This window comes from Mesorhizobium sp. BE184 (assembly GCF_031457045.1).
Taxonomy (GTDB): domain Bacteria; phylum Pseudomonadota; class Alphaproteobacteria; order Rhizobiales; family Rhizobiaceae; genus Mesorhizobium.
In genome coordinates, this window is record NZ_JAVDVU010000004.1 from 318,023 (window position 1) to 332,242 (window position 14,220).

Sequence of the window (14,220 nt, forward strand, 5' to 3'; positions counted from 1 at the left end):
ATGGCCAACAGCAACGCCGAACTCGTCTTCGTTCCGCTCGGCGGCGTCGGCGAAATCGGCATGAACTTCGCTCTTTACGGCTATGGACCGGCCAACAAGCGTGAGTGGCTTCTGGTGGATGTCGGCGTCACCTTTCCCGATGCGTCGCTGCCTGGCGTCGATCTCGTTTTGCCCGACACACGCTTCATTGAGGAAAACGTCGCCAATCTTCGCGGTATCGTCATTACCCACGCGCATGAGGATCACTACGGTGCTTTGCACGACATCTGGCCCCGTCTGAAGGCGCCGGTCTGGATGACGCCTTTCGCCGCCGGACTGCTTGAAGCCAAGCGGCAGGGCGAGCAGGGCGCGCCGAAAATCCCGGTGACGATCTATCGCGGCGGTGAAAAGTTCACGGTCGGCCCGTTCGAAATCGAGGCGATCCCGGTGGCGCACTCGATTCCGGAGCCGATGTCGCTCGCCATCACCACGCCGGCGGGCACGGTGATCCACACCGGCGACTGGAAGATCGATCCAGCGCCGACGGTGGGGCCGATGACCGACGAGGCGCGGTTCCGCGCCTATGGCGACAAGGGCGTGCTGGCGCTGGTCTGCGATTCCACCAATGCGGTCAGGGACGGGGATTCGCCCTCCGAGCAGGCGGTGGGCGCCAGCCTGAAGGACATCATCAGCCAGGCCAAGGGCCGGGTCGCCGTCACCACCTTCTCCTCCAATGTCGGTCGCATCGTTTCGATCGCCAAGGCGGCGCGCGATGCCGGCCGGCAGTGCCTCCTGCTCGGACGCTCGCTGAAGCGCGTCGTCGATGTCGCCGGCGAACTCGGCTACATGGATGGACTGCCGGAATTCATCGCCGAGGAGGATTACGGCTTCATCCCGCGCGACAATCTGGTGATCATCTGCACCGGCAGCCAGGGCGAGCCGCTGGCGGCGCTGGCGAAGCTGTCGCGCGACGAGATGAAATCGGTAGCGTTGACCGCCGGCGATACGGTGATCTTTTCCTCGCGCACCATTCCCGGCAACGAAAAGGCGATCCTCGAGGTCAAGAACAAGCTGATCGACCTCGGCATGAAGATCATCGAGGACGGTGACCAGTTGGTGCATGTCTCCGGGCATCCGCGCCGCGCCGAACTGAAGCGCATGTATGAATGGGTGCGGCCACAGATCGGCGTTCCGGTGCATGGCGAGGCTGCGCATCTGGTGGCGCAAGGGTCATTGATGGCGACCAGCGGCATCGCCCAGGTGGCGCAGATCCGCGACGGCGACATGCTGCGGCTTTATCCGGGCGCGGCTACGATCATAGGCAAGGTGCCGTTCGGCCGCGTCTACAAGGATGGCAAGCTCGTCGGCACCGACGAGGCCATGGGCATCAAGGACCGGCGCAAGCTTTCCTTTGCCGGCCACGTAGCCGTCAATGTGGTCCTCGACGACAAATATGAGCTGGCGGGCGATCCCGACCTGGTCGCCATCGGCGTCGCCGAAGCGGACGCGCGCGGCGAGACGCTGGAGGACCTCATGCTCGATGCGGCAATCGGCGCGGTGGACTCTATACCCCGCCAGCGCCGAAAAGACCTGGACCTCGTGCAGGAATCCGTGCGGCGCGCCGTTCGCGCCGCGGCGAACGAAAGCTGGGGCAAGAAGCCGCTGGTGACGGTGTTTGTGACGAGGTGAAATAGGCAGTTGGCAATGGGCAGTCGGCAGTCGGTGATTGCCGTGTGACGACGAAGCCTGTCCTTGTTCCTATTGCCGACTGCCCATTGCCGATTGCCGTATCTGGAGATGCCCATGCTAGGCCGCCTCAACCACGTCGCCATTGCCGTGCCGGATCTCGCGGCTGCGACAGCGACCTATCGCGACACGCTGGGCGCGAGGGTGAACCAGCCGCAGGCTCTGCCAGAACATGGCGTCACCGTGGTGTTCATCGATCTCGGCAACACCAAGATCGAACTGCTCGAGCCGCTGGGCGAGGCTTCGCCCATAGCCGGTTTCCTGGAAAAGAACCCATCCGGCGGAATGCACCACATATGTTACGAGGTGGATGACATCATCGCCGCGCGTGACCGCCTCAAGGCCGCCGGCGCGCGCGTGCTCGGCGACGGCAATCCCAAGACCGGCGCTCATGGCAAGCCGGTGTTGTTCCTGCATCCAAAGGATTTCACCGGCACGCTGGTGGAACTGGAACAAGCATGAGCTGGGTTTCGCTCACCGCTCTTTTCTTCGTGGTCTGGTGGACCGTCCTGTTCGCCATTCTTCCGTTCGGCCTGAAGACGCAGGACGACGACAGCGACGTCACCCTCGGCACGGTTTCCAGCGCCCCGCGCGGGCCGCACATGCTGCGCGCCGTCCTGTGGACGACGCTCGTGACGCTGGTCCTGCTGGGAATATTCTACGGCGTGACCCGGGGGCTTGAACTGGGCATCGACGACCTGCCGCATATCGTCCCGGAATTCGAGTGATCGGCACGCGAGAGACTGCGTTCACGTAAAAGTGGACAGCGTCATCCGTGTTCACAGAATCGGCCCGCAAATTCCTGATTGCACAAAAAAAATGCAAGGCACTAGGCCTTGCAATTAAACGCGTCCGATCTGTTTTCCGTTATCCGGCGGCAGCGAAAAATCGCGCCTAGATCGCATCCTCCCAAGACTTTGACCGCGCAGGAGAGCAGATTGTACTTCTACCCTCTCGGTTATGCGGGGCACCCTATCCCAACCGGGAAGACGATGTCACGAAAAATTTTGCCCTGAAACATGCAATACTGTGCTGCATTGCACAATGGACGTGCACTTCTTGCCGCCGAAACGATCATATTGAAAATCACCCCAAGAGGCTTGCCGCCGGCGCGGGTTTCCAATCCGCCATGAAATGGCTATGAAGCCGTGCAAGCAAAGCCTGCTTCGCACCGATTCCCGCCGCCACTTCATCTCTCACGGAAAACCTCATGCGTTTGTCGCGCTACTTCCTGCCCATCCTCAAAGAAAACCCGCGCGAAGCCGAAATCGTATCGCACCGGCTGATGCTGCGCGCCGGCATGATCCGGCAGCAGGGGCAGGGCAGCTTTTCATGGCTGCCGCTGGGCAAGCGTGTGCTCGACAAGGTCTGCCGGATTATCCGCGAGGAGCAGGACAGGGCCGGCGCGCTGGAAATCCTGATGCCGACGATCCAGTCGGCCGATCTGTGGCGCGAGAGCGGGCGCTACGACGACTACGGCAAGGAGATGCTGCGCATCAAGGACCGGCAGGACCGCGCGCTGCTTTACGGGCCGACCAACGAGGAGATGGTGACGGAAATCTTCCGTTCCTACGTCAAGTCCTACAAAGACCTGCCGCTGAACCTCTACCACATCCAGTGGAAGTTCCGTGACGAGGTGCGGCCGCGTTTTGGCGTCATGCGCTCACGCGAGTTCCTGATGAAGGACGCCTATTCGTTCGACCTCGACTATGAAGGCGCGAAGGCGGCTTACAACCGCATGTTCGTGTCCTATCTGCGGACCTTCACGCGCATGGGCCTGCAGGCGATCCCGATGCGGGCCGACACCGGACCGATCGGCGGCGACCTGAGCCATGAGTTCATCATCCTGGCGGACACCGGCGAAAGCCAGGTCTATTGCCACCGCGATTATCTTTCGCTGCCGGTTCCCGGCGCCGATACCGATTTCACCAACGACGCCGAAATCGCCGCTATCGTCCAGACGTGGACGACACCCTATGCCGCCACCGACGAGATGCATGACGAGGGCGGATGGGACAAGGTTCCCGATGCTGACAAGGTTTCGGCGCGGGGCATCGAAGTCGGCCATATCTTCCATTTCGGCGACAAATACTCCAAACCGATGGGCGCCAAGGTGACTGGCCCCGACGGCAAGGAGCATTTCGTCTCCGGCGGCTCCTATGGCATCGGTCCAAGCCGGCTGGTGGCGGCGATCATCGAGGCGAGCCACGACGATAACGGCATCATCTGGCCGGAGGCGGTGGCGCCTTTCCATGTCGCGCTGATCAACATGAAACCGGGCGACGCCGGCTGTGACGCGCTGTGCGAGAAGCTTCAGGCCGCCTATGAAAAAGCCGGCCGCGAGGTGCTTTATGACGACACCGACCAGCGCGCCGGAGCGAAGTTCGCCACGGCGGACCTGATCGGTATCCCCTTGCAGGTGATCGTCGGGCCGCGCGGTGTCGGCGAAGGTACCGTCGAGGTCAAGAGCCGGGCGACCGGCGAACGCGAGGTCAAGGCGGTCGGCGATCTGCTCGCCTCGCTGGAGGGTGCGCAGTGACAAGCACGGCCAGCGTTGCGAAGCCAGCTCCGAAGGCGCAATCCAGACCGGGCGCCGGCCCATTCTCCGGCTTCGAGCGCATGGTTGCATGGCGCTATCTGCGCTCGCGGCGCAAGGAAACGGTGATCTCCGTCATCGCCTCCATCTCCTTCCTCGGCATCATGCTGGGGGTGGCGACGCTGATCGTCGTCATGGCGGTGATGAATGGCTTCCGGGCTGAACTTTTGACCCGTATCCTCGGCATAAACGGTCACCTGATCGTCACCCCGATCGACCTGCCGCTGGAAGATTATGCCGCCGTGGCCGGCCGCATCAATGGCGTGTCCGGCGTGAAATATGCCATTCCGCTGGTTGACGGGCAGGTGCTGGCGCAGGGCAATGTCGGCGCCGGAACCGGCGCGCTGGTGCGTGGCATCCGTGGCGAAGACCTCGGCAAGATGACCATCGTCGCCAATAACATCAAGCAGGGCTCCATCGTCGGCTTCGACGGTGGGGAGGGGGTGGCCATCGGCCGCCGCATGGCCGACAATCTGGGCCTTGCGCTCGGTGACACGATTACGCTGGTTTCCCCCGATGGCGACGTGACGCCGCTCGGCACGACGCCAAGACTGAAAGGCTATCCCGTCTCGGCCATATTCGAGGTGGGCATGTCCGAATATGACAGTTCCATCGTCTACATGCCGTTTTCCGAGGCGCAGCTCTATTTCAACATGGAGGGGCGGGCGCAGACCATCGAGATCTATGTCGACAACCCCGACGATGTCGACGCGCTTAAACCGAAGATCGAGGAGGCGGCGCAGCGGCAGATCTACCTGACCGACTGGCGACAGCGAAACCAGACGTTCTTCTCGGCGCTGCAGGTGGAGCGCAACGTGATGTTCATGATCCTGACGCTGATCGTGCTGGTGGCGGCGCTGAACATCATTTCGGGCTTGATCATGCTGGTGAAGGACAAGGGCCACGACATCGCCATTCTGCGCACCATGGGCGCGACGCGCGGCGCCATCCTGCGCATCTTCCTGATGACGGGCGCGGCCATCGGCGTGGTCGGCACCTTCGCCGGTGTCATCCTCGGCATCCTGATCTGCCTGAACATCGAGCGCATCCGCGAGTTCTTCTCGTGGATTTCGGGCACGGTTCTTTTCAATCCCGAGCTTTATTTCCTCAGCCAGTTGCCGGCGAAGATGGACCTCAGCGAAACCTTCTCGGTTGTCGCCATGGCCTTGGTGTTGTCCTTCCTGGCGACGCTGTTTCCCGCCTGGCGGGCGGCGCGGCTCGATCCCGTCGAAGCATTGAGGTACGAATGATGGCCGCAGCCATTATCGAACTGAAGGGCGTTGAGCGGCACTACGAGCAGGGCGAGCGCAAGCTGACCATCCTGAACGGCGCGGATTTTACGCTGCGGCGCGGCGAGATGGTGGCGCTGGTGGCGCCCTCCGGCACTGGCAAGTCGACGCTGCTGCACACGGCGGGACTGCTGGAGCGGCCCGATGCCGGCGATGTCATTCTCGGCGGCCGCGCCTGCGGGCGGCTCTCAGACGAGGAACGCACGGCGATCCGCCGCAACGATGTCGGCTTCGTCTATCAGTTCCATCATTTGCTGCCGGAGTTTTCGGCGCTGGAAAACATCATGATGCCGCAGCTCATCAAGGGGCTGCCGCACAAGGAAGCGGCGGAGCGCGCGGCGCAGCTGCTCGACTACATGCAGATCGGCAAGCGGGCGCAGCATCGTCCGTCCGAGCTTTCCGGCGGCGAGCAGCAGCGCGTGGCGATCGCCCGCGCCGTCGCCAACGCGCCGCTGCTGCTTCTGGCCGACGAGCCGACGGGCAATCTCGACCCGGTTACCGCCTCGTATGTATTCGAGGCGCTGGGTGCGCTGGTGAAGCAATCCGGCTTGGCGGCATTGATCGCCACGCACAACCATGAGCTGGCCGCGCGCATGGACCGCCGCGTGACGCTGGCCGACGGCAAGGTCGTTCCGCTTTAGGCGTCGGCCGCCCTTCTAGCTTGTCATTTAAAACGTCCGGCCGCCGTTATTGTCTGGCTCTTGAAGCGGACGTTCATCCGGACATTGCCGGTGACCGTGATGCGTCGGATTCCGTGGCCGCAGGCGGACACGTTCGTCGGGATTTCAAAGATCGTTAAAATTCGGCGGTCCTGGGGCACGCGGTTCACGCTTCGCTAACCCTTGCGGCAGGAGACGGCAGGAGCCGTTACGTTCCGACGTCAGAACGTTTGACAATTCGAACAAAATAAGAACAAATGAGATACAAATTAAAAACAGGAGAGAGTTATGACCGATTTCGTTCAGGACGTGGCCTCGCTGGTTTGCATGAGCGCCTTCCTGGTGTCCATGGCCGTATGGATCGGCGCGATGTAATTTGTCTGGCCGGGCTTTTGCCTGGTCTCGTCGCGGCGATTAAGCTTTTCTTGCCGCGACGGCGATACGATGCTCCCGACATGGAGTAATGCGTGGTGTCGCCGTTTCTGACGCTTGGCCTCGTGGCCGGAAATCTCGGTCTTATCTTTCTGCTCATGACGGTGCAGCTAGGGAGCCGCACCGTCAAACTGAGCAGGCTCGTCGCTGCCGACCGGATGCGTCTGTGGCAGGCGAAATGGCCGCTGGGCGCACATGCAGGATGGTCCGGCGAGATTGTGTCCGCAACGTCTGACGGCGAAGGTGCGGCGCGTGTTTTCCTGTCCTGGGAAGGGCGGGACGGGCTGCCGATCGAACGCAAAATAGTCCTCGAAGATGTGAGCGAGGGCAGGCGGTTCGCCATGCGCGTCATCGATGACACCTCGCTCGATCCGTCGTTCTGGTCACACTACCGCGAAACGACGGAGCTGATCCGCGAAGGTGACTTCACCCGGGTGGTCGTCAGCCAGACAGACCGGTATCGCGGCGTTGCCTTCCTCATTTTCCGTTATTTCGCCATGCGCCGGGAATTGGCCAAGCTCAAGGTCTGGGGCGAGAGCGGACGTTACCGCGCAGGCGGATGGTTCGAGCATCCTCTCAGCCAGGTGGGTTTCGCGGTCGTCTCCGCCCTGATCCTCTGGCCGCTCTTCGGGCTCAACATCGGTGGCTTCGCCCTGGCCGCGACGCTCACCTCGGTGGTGGCGTTGCATGAACTGGGGCACATGACGGCGTTCCGCATGATGGGTCACAAGCGGACGCGAATGATCTTCATTCCGTTGCTGGGCGGCATCGCCATCGGCGGCCGGCCCTATGACAGTCATTTCGAAGTTGCTTTCGTCGCCTTGATGGGGGCGGGCTTTTCAGCGCTTTTCGTGCCGGCTGCCATGCTAGGCAGCGAGTTCGCCGGTGCGGAGGGTCATCGTCTGGCCGCCGCTCTCCTGGCGACGTTCGCCGGCTGCGCGGCGTTGTTCAACATCGCCAATCTGGTGCCGGTGTGGAAATTCGACGGCGGCCAGGTGCTGCGCCAGATTTGCCCGACGCCCTGGGTTCTGGCCAGCTGTTCCTTCCTTATCCTGGCGGCCTTTCTCGGCGTCGGCTGGAGGGCGGGCTTCGAACCCGGCTTCCTTCTGGTCGCTGCGGCTGTTTTCATCGTTCTCAGCCTGCTGACCATGGGCAGCGGCGTGAAGCCGCGCCACGAATTGAAACCGATCGGGACTTTCGACCGGGTTGCGATAGGCGGTGCGCTGTTGGCTGTTTTCGTCATCCACGGCTGCGGCGTGCTGTGGGCGGTGTCCAAGCTGGCCTGATGCATGTCGCCAAAAGTGCGCGCGGCTTGGGGAAAACGACATGCATAAAACAAAGAACTTAAAGCACGTCGTCTGAAGCCATTTGACGCGACGCTCTTTGGGCGTCAGCCGGCCTTGCGGGCCGGTTGTGATGCATCCGGCCTGGCAGGCGCGATGTCGCCATGAGCGGATTCGGGAAACCTGGCGGCCAGCGGAAAATTCGTAATGGCACCAGCCGCCGCCGGTCCGAACGTCTGCTCGAAAGCCGCTTTCAGGGCCAGGTCCAAATCCGCCATGGTGACGGGCAGGCCGAGGTCGACCAGGCTGGTGACGCCATGCTCCTGCACGCCGCAAGGCACGATCCCGCCGAAATGACCGAGCTCCGGCTCGACATTGATGGCGATGCCGTGGAAGGAGACCCAACGCCGCAGGCGGATGCCGATGGCGGCGATCTTGTCTTCCACCGGGCTTCCATCGGGCATGGGCGGACGATCCGGCCGCACCACCCAGACGCCGACGCGGTCCTCGCGCCGTTCGCCGCGCACGTTGAAGGCGGCCAGCGTGTCGATGATCCATTGCTCCAGCGCGGCGACGAAAGCGCGAACATCCTCGCGCCGCCGCTTCAGGTCGAGCATGGCGTAGGCGACGCGCTGGCCGGGGCCGTGATAGGTGTAGCTGCCGCCGCGGCCAGTCGCGAAAACCGGAAACCGCCCGGGATCGACGAGGTCGGACGGCTGGGCGCTGGTGCCGGCGGTGTAGAGCGGCGGATGCTCGAGCAGCCATATCATCTCGCTGGCGCCGCCGTTGCGGATGGCATCGGCGCGCGCTTCCATGAAGGCGATGGCGTCCTCGTAGGCGGTCAGGCCGGGCTCGATGCGCCATTCCACCGGAGCGGACCCCGGCGAAGGCAGGAAAGACGTGGCGATCAGGCTGCGTTCAGGCATGTCAGGTCTCGTGATCATCCCTGATATGGCGGCAATCGCCGCAAACGTCCAGAGGCGCCAGCAGGCGGGATGACGGCCGGGAGCAGCACTGCCGCTTGATCCGCGCAAAGCAGGCCTCCTGCCTGACGCGGACAGGCGAATTGCTGCGGCGCGCAGGTCAGCGATATCTAGAAGACGTCGTCATCCGGAAATGCAGGAAAACAGGGGATTGCGACCTGTCTTTCAGAAATGGTGCGGTCGAGAGTTGTCGCACCATACGGAACATCAATGGCTTAGAACTAGGTGCGGGACTTTTTGACCGATTTTCCGCGTTGATGTTCCTTGGTTTTTTCTATCGCGTCCCGCACCTTTTCGGACGCCTGCAGGGCCAGTCTCTTGCGATCTGCTGTCTTGGTGTAGTGGGAAGCCATCGCGCCGCCGTGCCATCCGAACAGAGCTTCCAGTTCCGCAACGGAGGCGCCTGCTTCTGCCGCTCGTGTGGCGCCAATCTTCCTTACGCCGTGGGCGGACTTATTCACGCCAGCCTTGCCGCAGGCGGCGCGGAACATGTTGCCGAATGTCTCTTTCGTCAGCGGGCGGCCTTGATCGCCCACAATGAACGCCAGATCCCCGGTCGGGCCGGCTTTGAGTGTCGCGGCCAAGTCGGGGAGGATCGGGATATTGACCTCGGTCCCCGTCTTCTCGGTCTTCATGGTGGCAATTCCATCCTTGACGTGTTGCTTGCCAAGAACCACGGCGTCGCCGCGACGGAGCCCCGTGTAGAGCAGGACGTGAAGCCACACCCGCTCCTTCGTTCCGGATGGCCATCGCTTCTCGTACGCTGCGATGTCGCTATCGGTCCAAGCCTCAAAGCCCGGACCGTTCTGGCGACGCGGATTGCTGACCCCGCTTGTCGGGTCAATGGCCACCAATTCGACGTCAAGTGCCCAGCGAAACAGCCCACGCATGGCGTCTAGAAAATTTCTGGACTGTGCAGGTGTGGATGCGCGCCGCTCCCGGCCGTCCACAATGGTTTTGCGAGTGACGTTCTTGTAGGCGGCGGCACCCGACTTTGTGACGATCCCTTTGAAGATGTTGTCGCGCTGCCTGCGTGTTGCAGGGGAAAGGGCGCGGTAGGTCGTGGTCTCGCGATAGCGTGCGATCAGCCATTCCAGAGTGCCGGTACCGACCGCCTTCTTGGTCTTGCTGGCTTGGCCCGCTAGCAGGTTCAAGTATTCCTGTTCAAATCCTGGATCGTTCAGATCGGGAAGTCGCGTCCGCGGTCCCTTGCCTTTTCGGAAATAGATGACGAGCTTGCCATGGCGGTTTCGTTCACGATGGACGAATTGAGGCAGCTTCTTTGGCATGCCTCCGGTCAAAGCTCGATATTCCCCTCGGGCGCAATTGACTGGCGTTCCTGTGCAAGACTAGCGGGGATAAGTCGGAAAACCGTCTCACCCACCTTGATTTCGATGATCCCCTTTTCGTGTTCCGCAGCGCGCAGCAAGACCTGAGCTTGCCGCTGGGTGATCGGCAAAGCACGGCTCATTCCAGTTCCTCCGCCGCCGGCAGATTGAACAGGGCGTTGTCCACCGGCACCGCATGGACAGGACAGCCCGGAGTGATCTTGCCGTAGGCGTGGCCCTTGTCGGCGGGAGGGCAGGTGCAAACGTGGGGCAGGGGGCGAAGCTGTTCCGGCACGGCGATCATCTGAAAGCCCTGCGGCTCGACTTCGACCACGTAGCGCTGCTTGCCCTTTGTGGTCTGGTAGGATGCGACGACGACGCCATGCCATCGAGCTTCGCCGGTGAACTTCACGACGCGCTGGCCGATCTGGAGGAAGCTCATTTGTTCTCCGGGATAGTGCGGGTCTTGTCGAAGCCGCGCGAGCGCAGCGGGGTCTTTGACTTCGGCCAGGTGCCGTTTGCTTTCCGGCGCATACGGTCGGCCTTGGCACGGGCACCGGCTTCTTCCGCGGTCTTGGCCTTGTGCGCTTCCGTCAGCGCCGGTCGCATGTTCGCTTCACGATGCTCTCCGCCCATGGACAGCGGCACGACGTGCTCGAGCTGCCAGCGGTCGCGGGGAACGACGATCTTCCGGCCTGAGATGTGGCAGATGCCCTTGGCGCGGAAAAAGACGCGGTCGCGCACCTTGTCGGGCACCCTGGCGTCGGGATTGGCGCCGACCCACTCCTCGATTGAGCGGCCTCCGAATGGATCTGAGATCAGCGGCATCACCGCACCGCCTTCAAGGCTTCGTCGCGCGCTGCGTTCAGTTCGGCCATAGCGGCTTCGGAACCACCCGCGACATCGGGATGCGCCTTCTTGGATTTTTCCCGATAGGCGTAGTTGATCGTCTGCGCCGTGACTTCGATGCCGGCGGACAGTCCTAGTACGTCGCGCCATGAGCGCTTACCGCCTGGCGCAGGCAGAGCCGTGAAGCCTGTGAAAGTGGCGCGAACAAGAGCCAACGTTCCGTGGCGAAGCTCCGTGCGCCTAGCTTCAATGATGTGATGTATCGCTTGAAGGTTCGCCTCGACCTTGGAGTATCGGTCGACGGGAATGCACACGGACAACTCATCCCAAACGAACCAGACGGAAACGCCGGGATCAGCAGGGCTGTCATCGCCGAGCGTGACGTTGCTCGAGATCACCAAGTTGGAAATTTGCTTCCCGCTATCGGATGCGAAAAGACGCAGGCTTTCGCGCACATTGCGCATCGCTCCGGAGAGCGAAGTCTTGAAGCCGCCCGACTGTCTCGCCGTTTTGAAGCGAGGCATCGTTTCCGGCCATGCGAGCGGGTAAGGGGTCATGGCAGCGCCTCCAGATACTTCCGCGCCACCGGCTCCTGCTGCTCGCCCTTTGCCACCTTGTCTGCCATCGACAGGCAAGCCTTGACGAAGTCGAGATCGGCGGGCAGGGCCTCCTTCCACCAGTCCTTCATTTCCGCGAGCAGATCGCGACGGCCTTTGACATCGAGGTCGGGATCGGTCGCCGTGCGCATGAAAGCCTGGAGGCAATCGGCGCGGGAATAGGTGGAAGCCGGAGACGCATCAGGGTCCGCCTGTGCTTCTGGGTCTCCGGCTTCCTGATCCGCTTCATCAGCGGAAGGGTCAGCAGCGGGAGACGGAGAGGGGGACGCCTCACCGCTGCCTGCGTCATCAGCCGGGGCAACGGCTTCGGACGGTTCTTGATCTGGGGGTTCTTGGTTGCTGCCAAAATCGCCAGTGAGCGCGGCGGTCTCGCGGGTCACGAAGTCCGCATCGAAGCCTTCGTGCTCGTCAGTGACGGCGGCCGGCTTTGCCACAGCAAGTCGCTGCTGGAGCGAAGGGCGAGGCTCCGGCGCCTGTGACAGGTCATAGAGTTCGTTGTCGCGCTGAATGAGGTCGTGCATGTCGGCAGATAGCGGAAGGCGCTTGGCGAGGCGGCGGATGGCCGACTTCTTTGCCATCTCCTCCCACCACGTCGCCCACGGCCCCTTGTCCTTGGACCTGGACACGCTCCGGATTTTCTCGATGTCGCGGGGTGTCAGGGTTTCGACGTAAACAGCGCCTTCCTTCGTCTTCGCCAAAGCGAAAACCTGCCGGATCGTATCGAAGTCGGGATGCTCGGCCTGCTCGTAGTTGACGTGCTCGCCGTCGTCATCGACCCAGGCACGGAAGATGTCGCCGCCATAGACCACCTTCGCCGTGATCATGGCGATCTCGCCGGATTGGTGCATCTTCTTGATGATACCGCCGATCATGGGCATCCACTGGACAGCGTTGCCGTATATGTCCTTGCCGCGATCATCCTTGCCGAGCTTCGTGTTGAAGACGACGAAGGCTCCCTCGCGCTTGTCTGGCATCAAGCCGTCCTGCGCGGCGCGCATGGCCGATTCGAGCAAGGTCTTCCGGTCGGCGCGAAGCAGGGAAGCGTCGCCCAGAACTGCTGTCAGAACGATCCGCTGGAAACGCTCCGGCTTGATGTGTTCTGGCAATGCGGCCACGAACTGGTCAGCCATGCGGGTAAGTTCGTCACGGAACTGCTGCTGGGGCGATACGCCGCGCCCGGCTTCGATGGTGGCAACCTGGTTCACGCTGCGCTCCTGATTTCCGGAAGGGTGCTGTCGTTCTCGTGGCGGTCGGTCCACCACTTCGGCGCCGACCAAGTGAAAGTGCTGTCGGCGTAGGTCGGCCAATCGTTCTCGGCGAAGCAGCGGGCGAATATGTCTATCGCCCTACGGTTCACCCGCATCGCCGTGTAGATGTCGCCGTTGTCGAGCGGCTTGATGTTGAAGGCGTAGGGGTAGCTGGTCTCGACGAAGAGGAGGACCGCCTCGTTCACCTTCGACGGCCCGACCGCTTCCAAGCTGCTGATCGCCAGCGCCATCTGTTGGAGGTAGCCGTAGTTGATGATCGACCGGCTGATCGCGGCCTGCGAGGCATCAGCGCACGTTTTCAGATCGGCGATGATGGTGTCCGCAGGGATGCTGTCCGGGCGGGACTTGAGGTAGACGCCGGTCTTGTCCTTCGTGATGATCGATCGCTCGATGCGGCCGCGCAGAAGATCGACGGCGACGCTGTTTTTCGACAACCGGTCGGCCATGCCGTGGATGTCGTCGACCTGCGATTTCAGCAGGACGGTCTTGCCTTGGGCCTTCCGGGCGGCAAGCCATTCCTTGCAAGCGTTCGCGTTGCCGCTCCATGGTTTCCACTTGCCGGCGTCATCCTCATAGGTTTCCGGCCGCACGACATAGTCGTCGCGGAAGCCATCCTCGGAAAGTAGCAGGGTATGGACAGCGCGGCCGAAATCGAGATGAGCGGCGCTCTCCTCCTCGGGGCGATCCGGGTTGAGATAGGACGTCGCCCAATAGTGTAGCGGCGACTTGTTTTCGATCTCCCGCAATCCGCTTGATGAGATCGAAGGCGCGACGGTGAGCTGCTGATGGTAGGCGTCCATCGGGATTTTCCGGTAGATGCCAGGTTCCGAGATCGGTTCGCCGTCCCATAGACGTTCGCTGCGGTGGCCATGCACGATCTTGTCCGTGATCGCGCCCAGGCTCTCGAACCTGTCCTGATCGATGTCGACGTGACGGGTCATGCCGCCTGTCTCCTGTTCATGAGTTCGGTGAAACGGTTCTCGGCAACCCGGCGAAGGTCGAGGTCATGCTCGAGGCGAAGGACATCGACGCAGATACGAAGCTCGGCGGCGAGTTCGTCGCCAAGCGCTTCCACGGCGCGATGGAGTTCGGGTTCGGCGCGCGTGCTCATGCCAACCACCTTGCATCAGCCTGACCGGCGAGAACGATGCCGGCGCAAAGCAGGGCGCATGTCACCCGAGGGTGGCGGCA

The 14,220-nt window shown here is 62.4% G+C and carries 16 protein-coding genes; 7 read left to right on the forward strand and 9 right to left on the reverse strand.

All coding sequences use genetic code 11. The annotated features are described in order from the left end of the window. The 7 genes from J2X35_RS19570 (at window position 1) to J2X35_RS19600 (ending at window position 7,987) form a co-directional block, all read left to right on the forward strand. Window positions 1–1,668 carry a ribonuclease J gene (locus tag J2X35_RS19570; protein WP_056110266.1) on the forward strand — a complete coding sequence of 556 codons (1,668 nt, stop codon included), beginning with the start codon at window positions 1–3 and terminating at the stop codon, window positions 1,666–1,668. 114 nt (window positions 1,669–1,782) lie between these two features. Continuing rightward, window positions 1,783–2,187: a methylmalonyl-CoA epimerase gene (mce, locus tag J2X35_RS19575; protein WP_310189265.1), complete on the forward strand. Its 405-nt coding sequence runs from the start codon at window positions 1,783–1,785 to the stop codon at window positions 2,185–2,187. Beyond that, a complete protein-coding gene (locus J2X35_RS19580; RefSeq protein ID WP_310189268.1) occupies window positions 2,184–2,453 on the forward strand; it encodes a DUF1467 family protein in 270 nt (89 codons plus the stop codon). Before mce ends, J2X35_RS19580 begins: the two co-directional genes overlap by 4 nt. A 482-nt stretch (window positions 2,454–2,935) precedes the next feature. Next, complete coding sequence (gene proS, locus J2X35_RS19585; protein ID WP_310189271.1) at window positions 2,936–4,264, forward strand: proline--tRNA ligase; 1,329 nt, start codon at window positions 2,936–2,938, stop codon at window positions 4,262–4,264. 80 nt (window positions 4,265–4,344) lie between these two features. Continuing rightward, window positions 4,345–5,571, forward strand: coding sequence for a lipoprotein-releasing ABC transporter permease subunit (locus tag J2X35_RS19590; RefSeq protein ID WP_310189395.1), 1,227 nt, complete (start codon window positions 4,345–4,347; stop codon window positions 5,569–5,571). Further along, window positions 5,571–6,251 (forward strand): ABC transporter ATP-binding protein, encoded by a 681-nt coding sequence (locus tag J2X35_RS19595; protein ID WP_056115629.1) that lies wholly within the window; start codon window positions 5,571–5,573, stop codon window positions 6,249–6,251. The genes J2X35_RS19590 and J2X35_RS19595 overlap by 1 nt, the downstream gene beginning before the upstream one ends. A 485-nt stretch (window positions 6,252–6,736) precedes the next feature. Then, window positions 6,737–7,987 carry a site-2 protease family protein gene (locus J2X35_RS19600; RefSeq protein ID WP_310189276.1) on the forward strand — a complete coding sequence of 417 codons (1,251 nt, stop codon included), beginning with the start codon at window positions 6,737–6,739 and terminating at the stop codon, window positions 7,985–7,987. Window positions 7,988–8,091: 104 nt separating this feature from the next. On the opposite strand, the gene lipB is transcribed toward J2X35_RS19600, so the two are convergent. From lipB to J2X35_RS19645, 9 genes are all read right to left on the reverse strand, one after another. Beyond that, the gene (gene lipB / locus J2X35_RS19605; protein WP_310189278.1) at window positions 8,092–8,910 is read right to left on the reverse strand and encodes a lipoyl(octanoyl) transferase LipB; all 819 of its coding nucleotides are present in this window, start codon (window positions 8,908–8,910) and stop codon (window positions 8,092–8,094) included. A gap of 278 nt (window positions 8,911–9,188) precedes the next feature. Further along, the gene (locus J2X35_RS19610) at window positions 9,189–10,256 is read right to left on the reverse strand and encodes a tyrosine-type recombinase/integrase (protein WP_310189279.1); all 1,068 of its coding nucleotides are present in this window, start codon (window positions 10,254–10,256) and stop codon (window positions 9,189–9,191) included. An 8-nt stretch (window positions 10,257–10,264) separates the two neighbouring features. Beyond that, window positions 10,265–10,438, reverse strand: coding sequence for a hypothetical protein (locus tag J2X35_RS19615; protein ID WP_310189281.1), 174 nt, complete (start codon window positions 10,436–10,438; stop codon window positions 10,265–10,267). Then, entirely contained in the window at window positions 10,435–10,737 is a 303-nt protein-coding gene (locus J2X35_RS19620) for a hypothetical protein (protein ID WP_310189284.1), read from the reverse strand. Before J2X35_RS19620 ends, J2X35_RS19615 begins: the two co-directional genes overlap by 4 nt. Further along, on the reverse strand, window positions 10,734–11,123 hold the full coding sequence (locus tag J2X35_RS19625; RefSeq protein ID WP_310189286.1) for an HNH endonuclease: 390 nt from the start codon (window positions 11,121–11,123) through the stop codon (window positions 10,734–10,736). Before J2X35_RS19625 ends, J2X35_RS19620 begins: the two co-directional genes overlap by 4 nt. Then, a complete protein-coding gene (locus J2X35_RS19630) occupies window positions 11,123–11,608 on the reverse strand; it encodes a J domain-containing protein (protein WP_310189287.1) in 486 nt (161 codons plus the stop codon). The genes J2X35_RS19625 and J2X35_RS19630 overlap by 1 nt, the downstream gene beginning before the upstream one ends. Window positions 11,609–11,697: 89 nt before the next feature. Then, window positions 11,698–13,038: a recombinase RecT gene (locus J2X35_RS19635; RefSeq protein ID WP_310189289.1), complete on the reverse strand. Its 1,341-nt coding sequence runs from the start codon at window positions 13,036–13,038 to the stop codon at window positions 11,698–11,700. Next, window positions 12,963–13,970 (reverse strand): PD-(D/E)XK nuclease-like domain-containing protein, encoded by a 1,008-nt coding sequence (locus J2X35_RS19640; RefSeq protein ID WP_310189290.1) that lies wholly within the window; start codon window positions 13,968–13,970, stop codon window positions 12,963–12,965. The genes J2X35_RS19635 and J2X35_RS19640 overlap by 76 nt, the downstream gene beginning before the upstream one ends. Next, a complete protein-coding gene (locus J2X35_RS19645) occupies window positions 13,967–14,140 on the reverse strand; it encodes a hypothetical protein (RefSeq protein ID WP_310189292.1) in 174 nt (57 codons plus the stop codon). Before J2X35_RS19645 ends, J2X35_RS19640 begins: the two co-directional genes overlap by 4 nt. Window positions 14,141–14,220: the final 80 nt, after the last annotated feature.

What these genes read in the sequence shown, in the direction of transcription:
- J2X35_RS19570 (WP_056110266.1), top strand. Translation starts at nt 1, where the DNA reads ATGGCCAACAGCAACGCCGAACTCGTCTTCGTTCCGCTCGGCGGCGTC.
- mce (WP_310189265.1), top strand. Translation starts at nt 1,783, where the DNA reads ATGCTAGGCCGCCTCAACCACGTCGCCATTGCCGTGCCGGATCTCGCG.
- J2X35_RS19580 (WP_310189268.1), top strand. Translation starts at nt 2,184, where the DNA reads ATGAGCTGGGTTTCGCTCACCGCTCTTTTCTTCGTGGTCTGGTGGACC.
- proS (WP_310189271.1), top strand. Translation starts at nt 2,936, where the DNA reads ATGCGTTTGTCGCGCTACTTCCTGCCCATCCTCAAAGAAAACCCGCGC.
- J2X35_RS19590 (WP_310189395.1), top strand. Translation starts at nt 4,345, where the DNA reads ATGGTTGCATGGCGCTATCTGCGCTCGCGGCGCAAGGAAACGGTGATC.
- J2X35_RS19595 (WP_056115629.1), top strand. Translation starts at nt 5,571, where the DNA reads ATGGCCGCAGCCATTATCGAACTGAAGGGCGTTGAGCGGCACTACGAG.
- lipB (WP_310189278.1), bottom strand. Translation starts at nt 8,910, where the DNA reads ATGCCTGAACGCAGCCTGATCGCCACGTCTTTCCTGCCTTCGCCGGGG.
- J2X35_RS19610 (WP_310189279.1), bottom strand. Translation starts at nt 10,256, where the DNA reads ATGCCAAAGAAGCTGCCTCAATTCGTCCATCGTGAACGAAACCGCCAT.
- J2X35_RS19615 (WP_310189281.1), bottom strand. Translation starts at nt 10,438, where the DNA reads ATGAGCCGTGCTTTGCCGATCACCCAGCGGCAAGCTCAGGTCTTGCTG.
- J2X35_RS19620 (WP_310189284.1), bottom strand. Translation starts at nt 10,737, where the DNA reads ATGAGCTTCCTCCAGATCGGCCAGCGCGTCGTGAAGTTCACCGGCGAA.
- J2X35_RS19625 (WP_310189286.1), bottom strand. Translation starts at nt 11,123, where the DNA reads ATGCCGCTGATCTCAGATCCATTCGGAGGCCGCTCAATCGAGGAGTGG.
- J2X35_RS19630 (WP_310189287.1), bottom strand. Translation starts at nt 11,608, where the DNA reads ATGCGCAATGTGCGCGAAAGCCTGCGTCTTTTCGCATCCGATAGCGGG.
- J2X35_RS19640 (WP_310189290.1), bottom strand. Translation starts at nt 13,970, where the DNA reads ATGACCCGTCACGTCGACATCGATCAGGACAGGTTCGAGAGCCTGGGC.
- J2X35_RS19645 (WP_310189292.1), bottom strand. Translation starts at nt 14,140, where the DNA reads ATGAGCACGCGCGCCGAACCCGAACTCCATCGCGCCGTGGAAGCGCTT.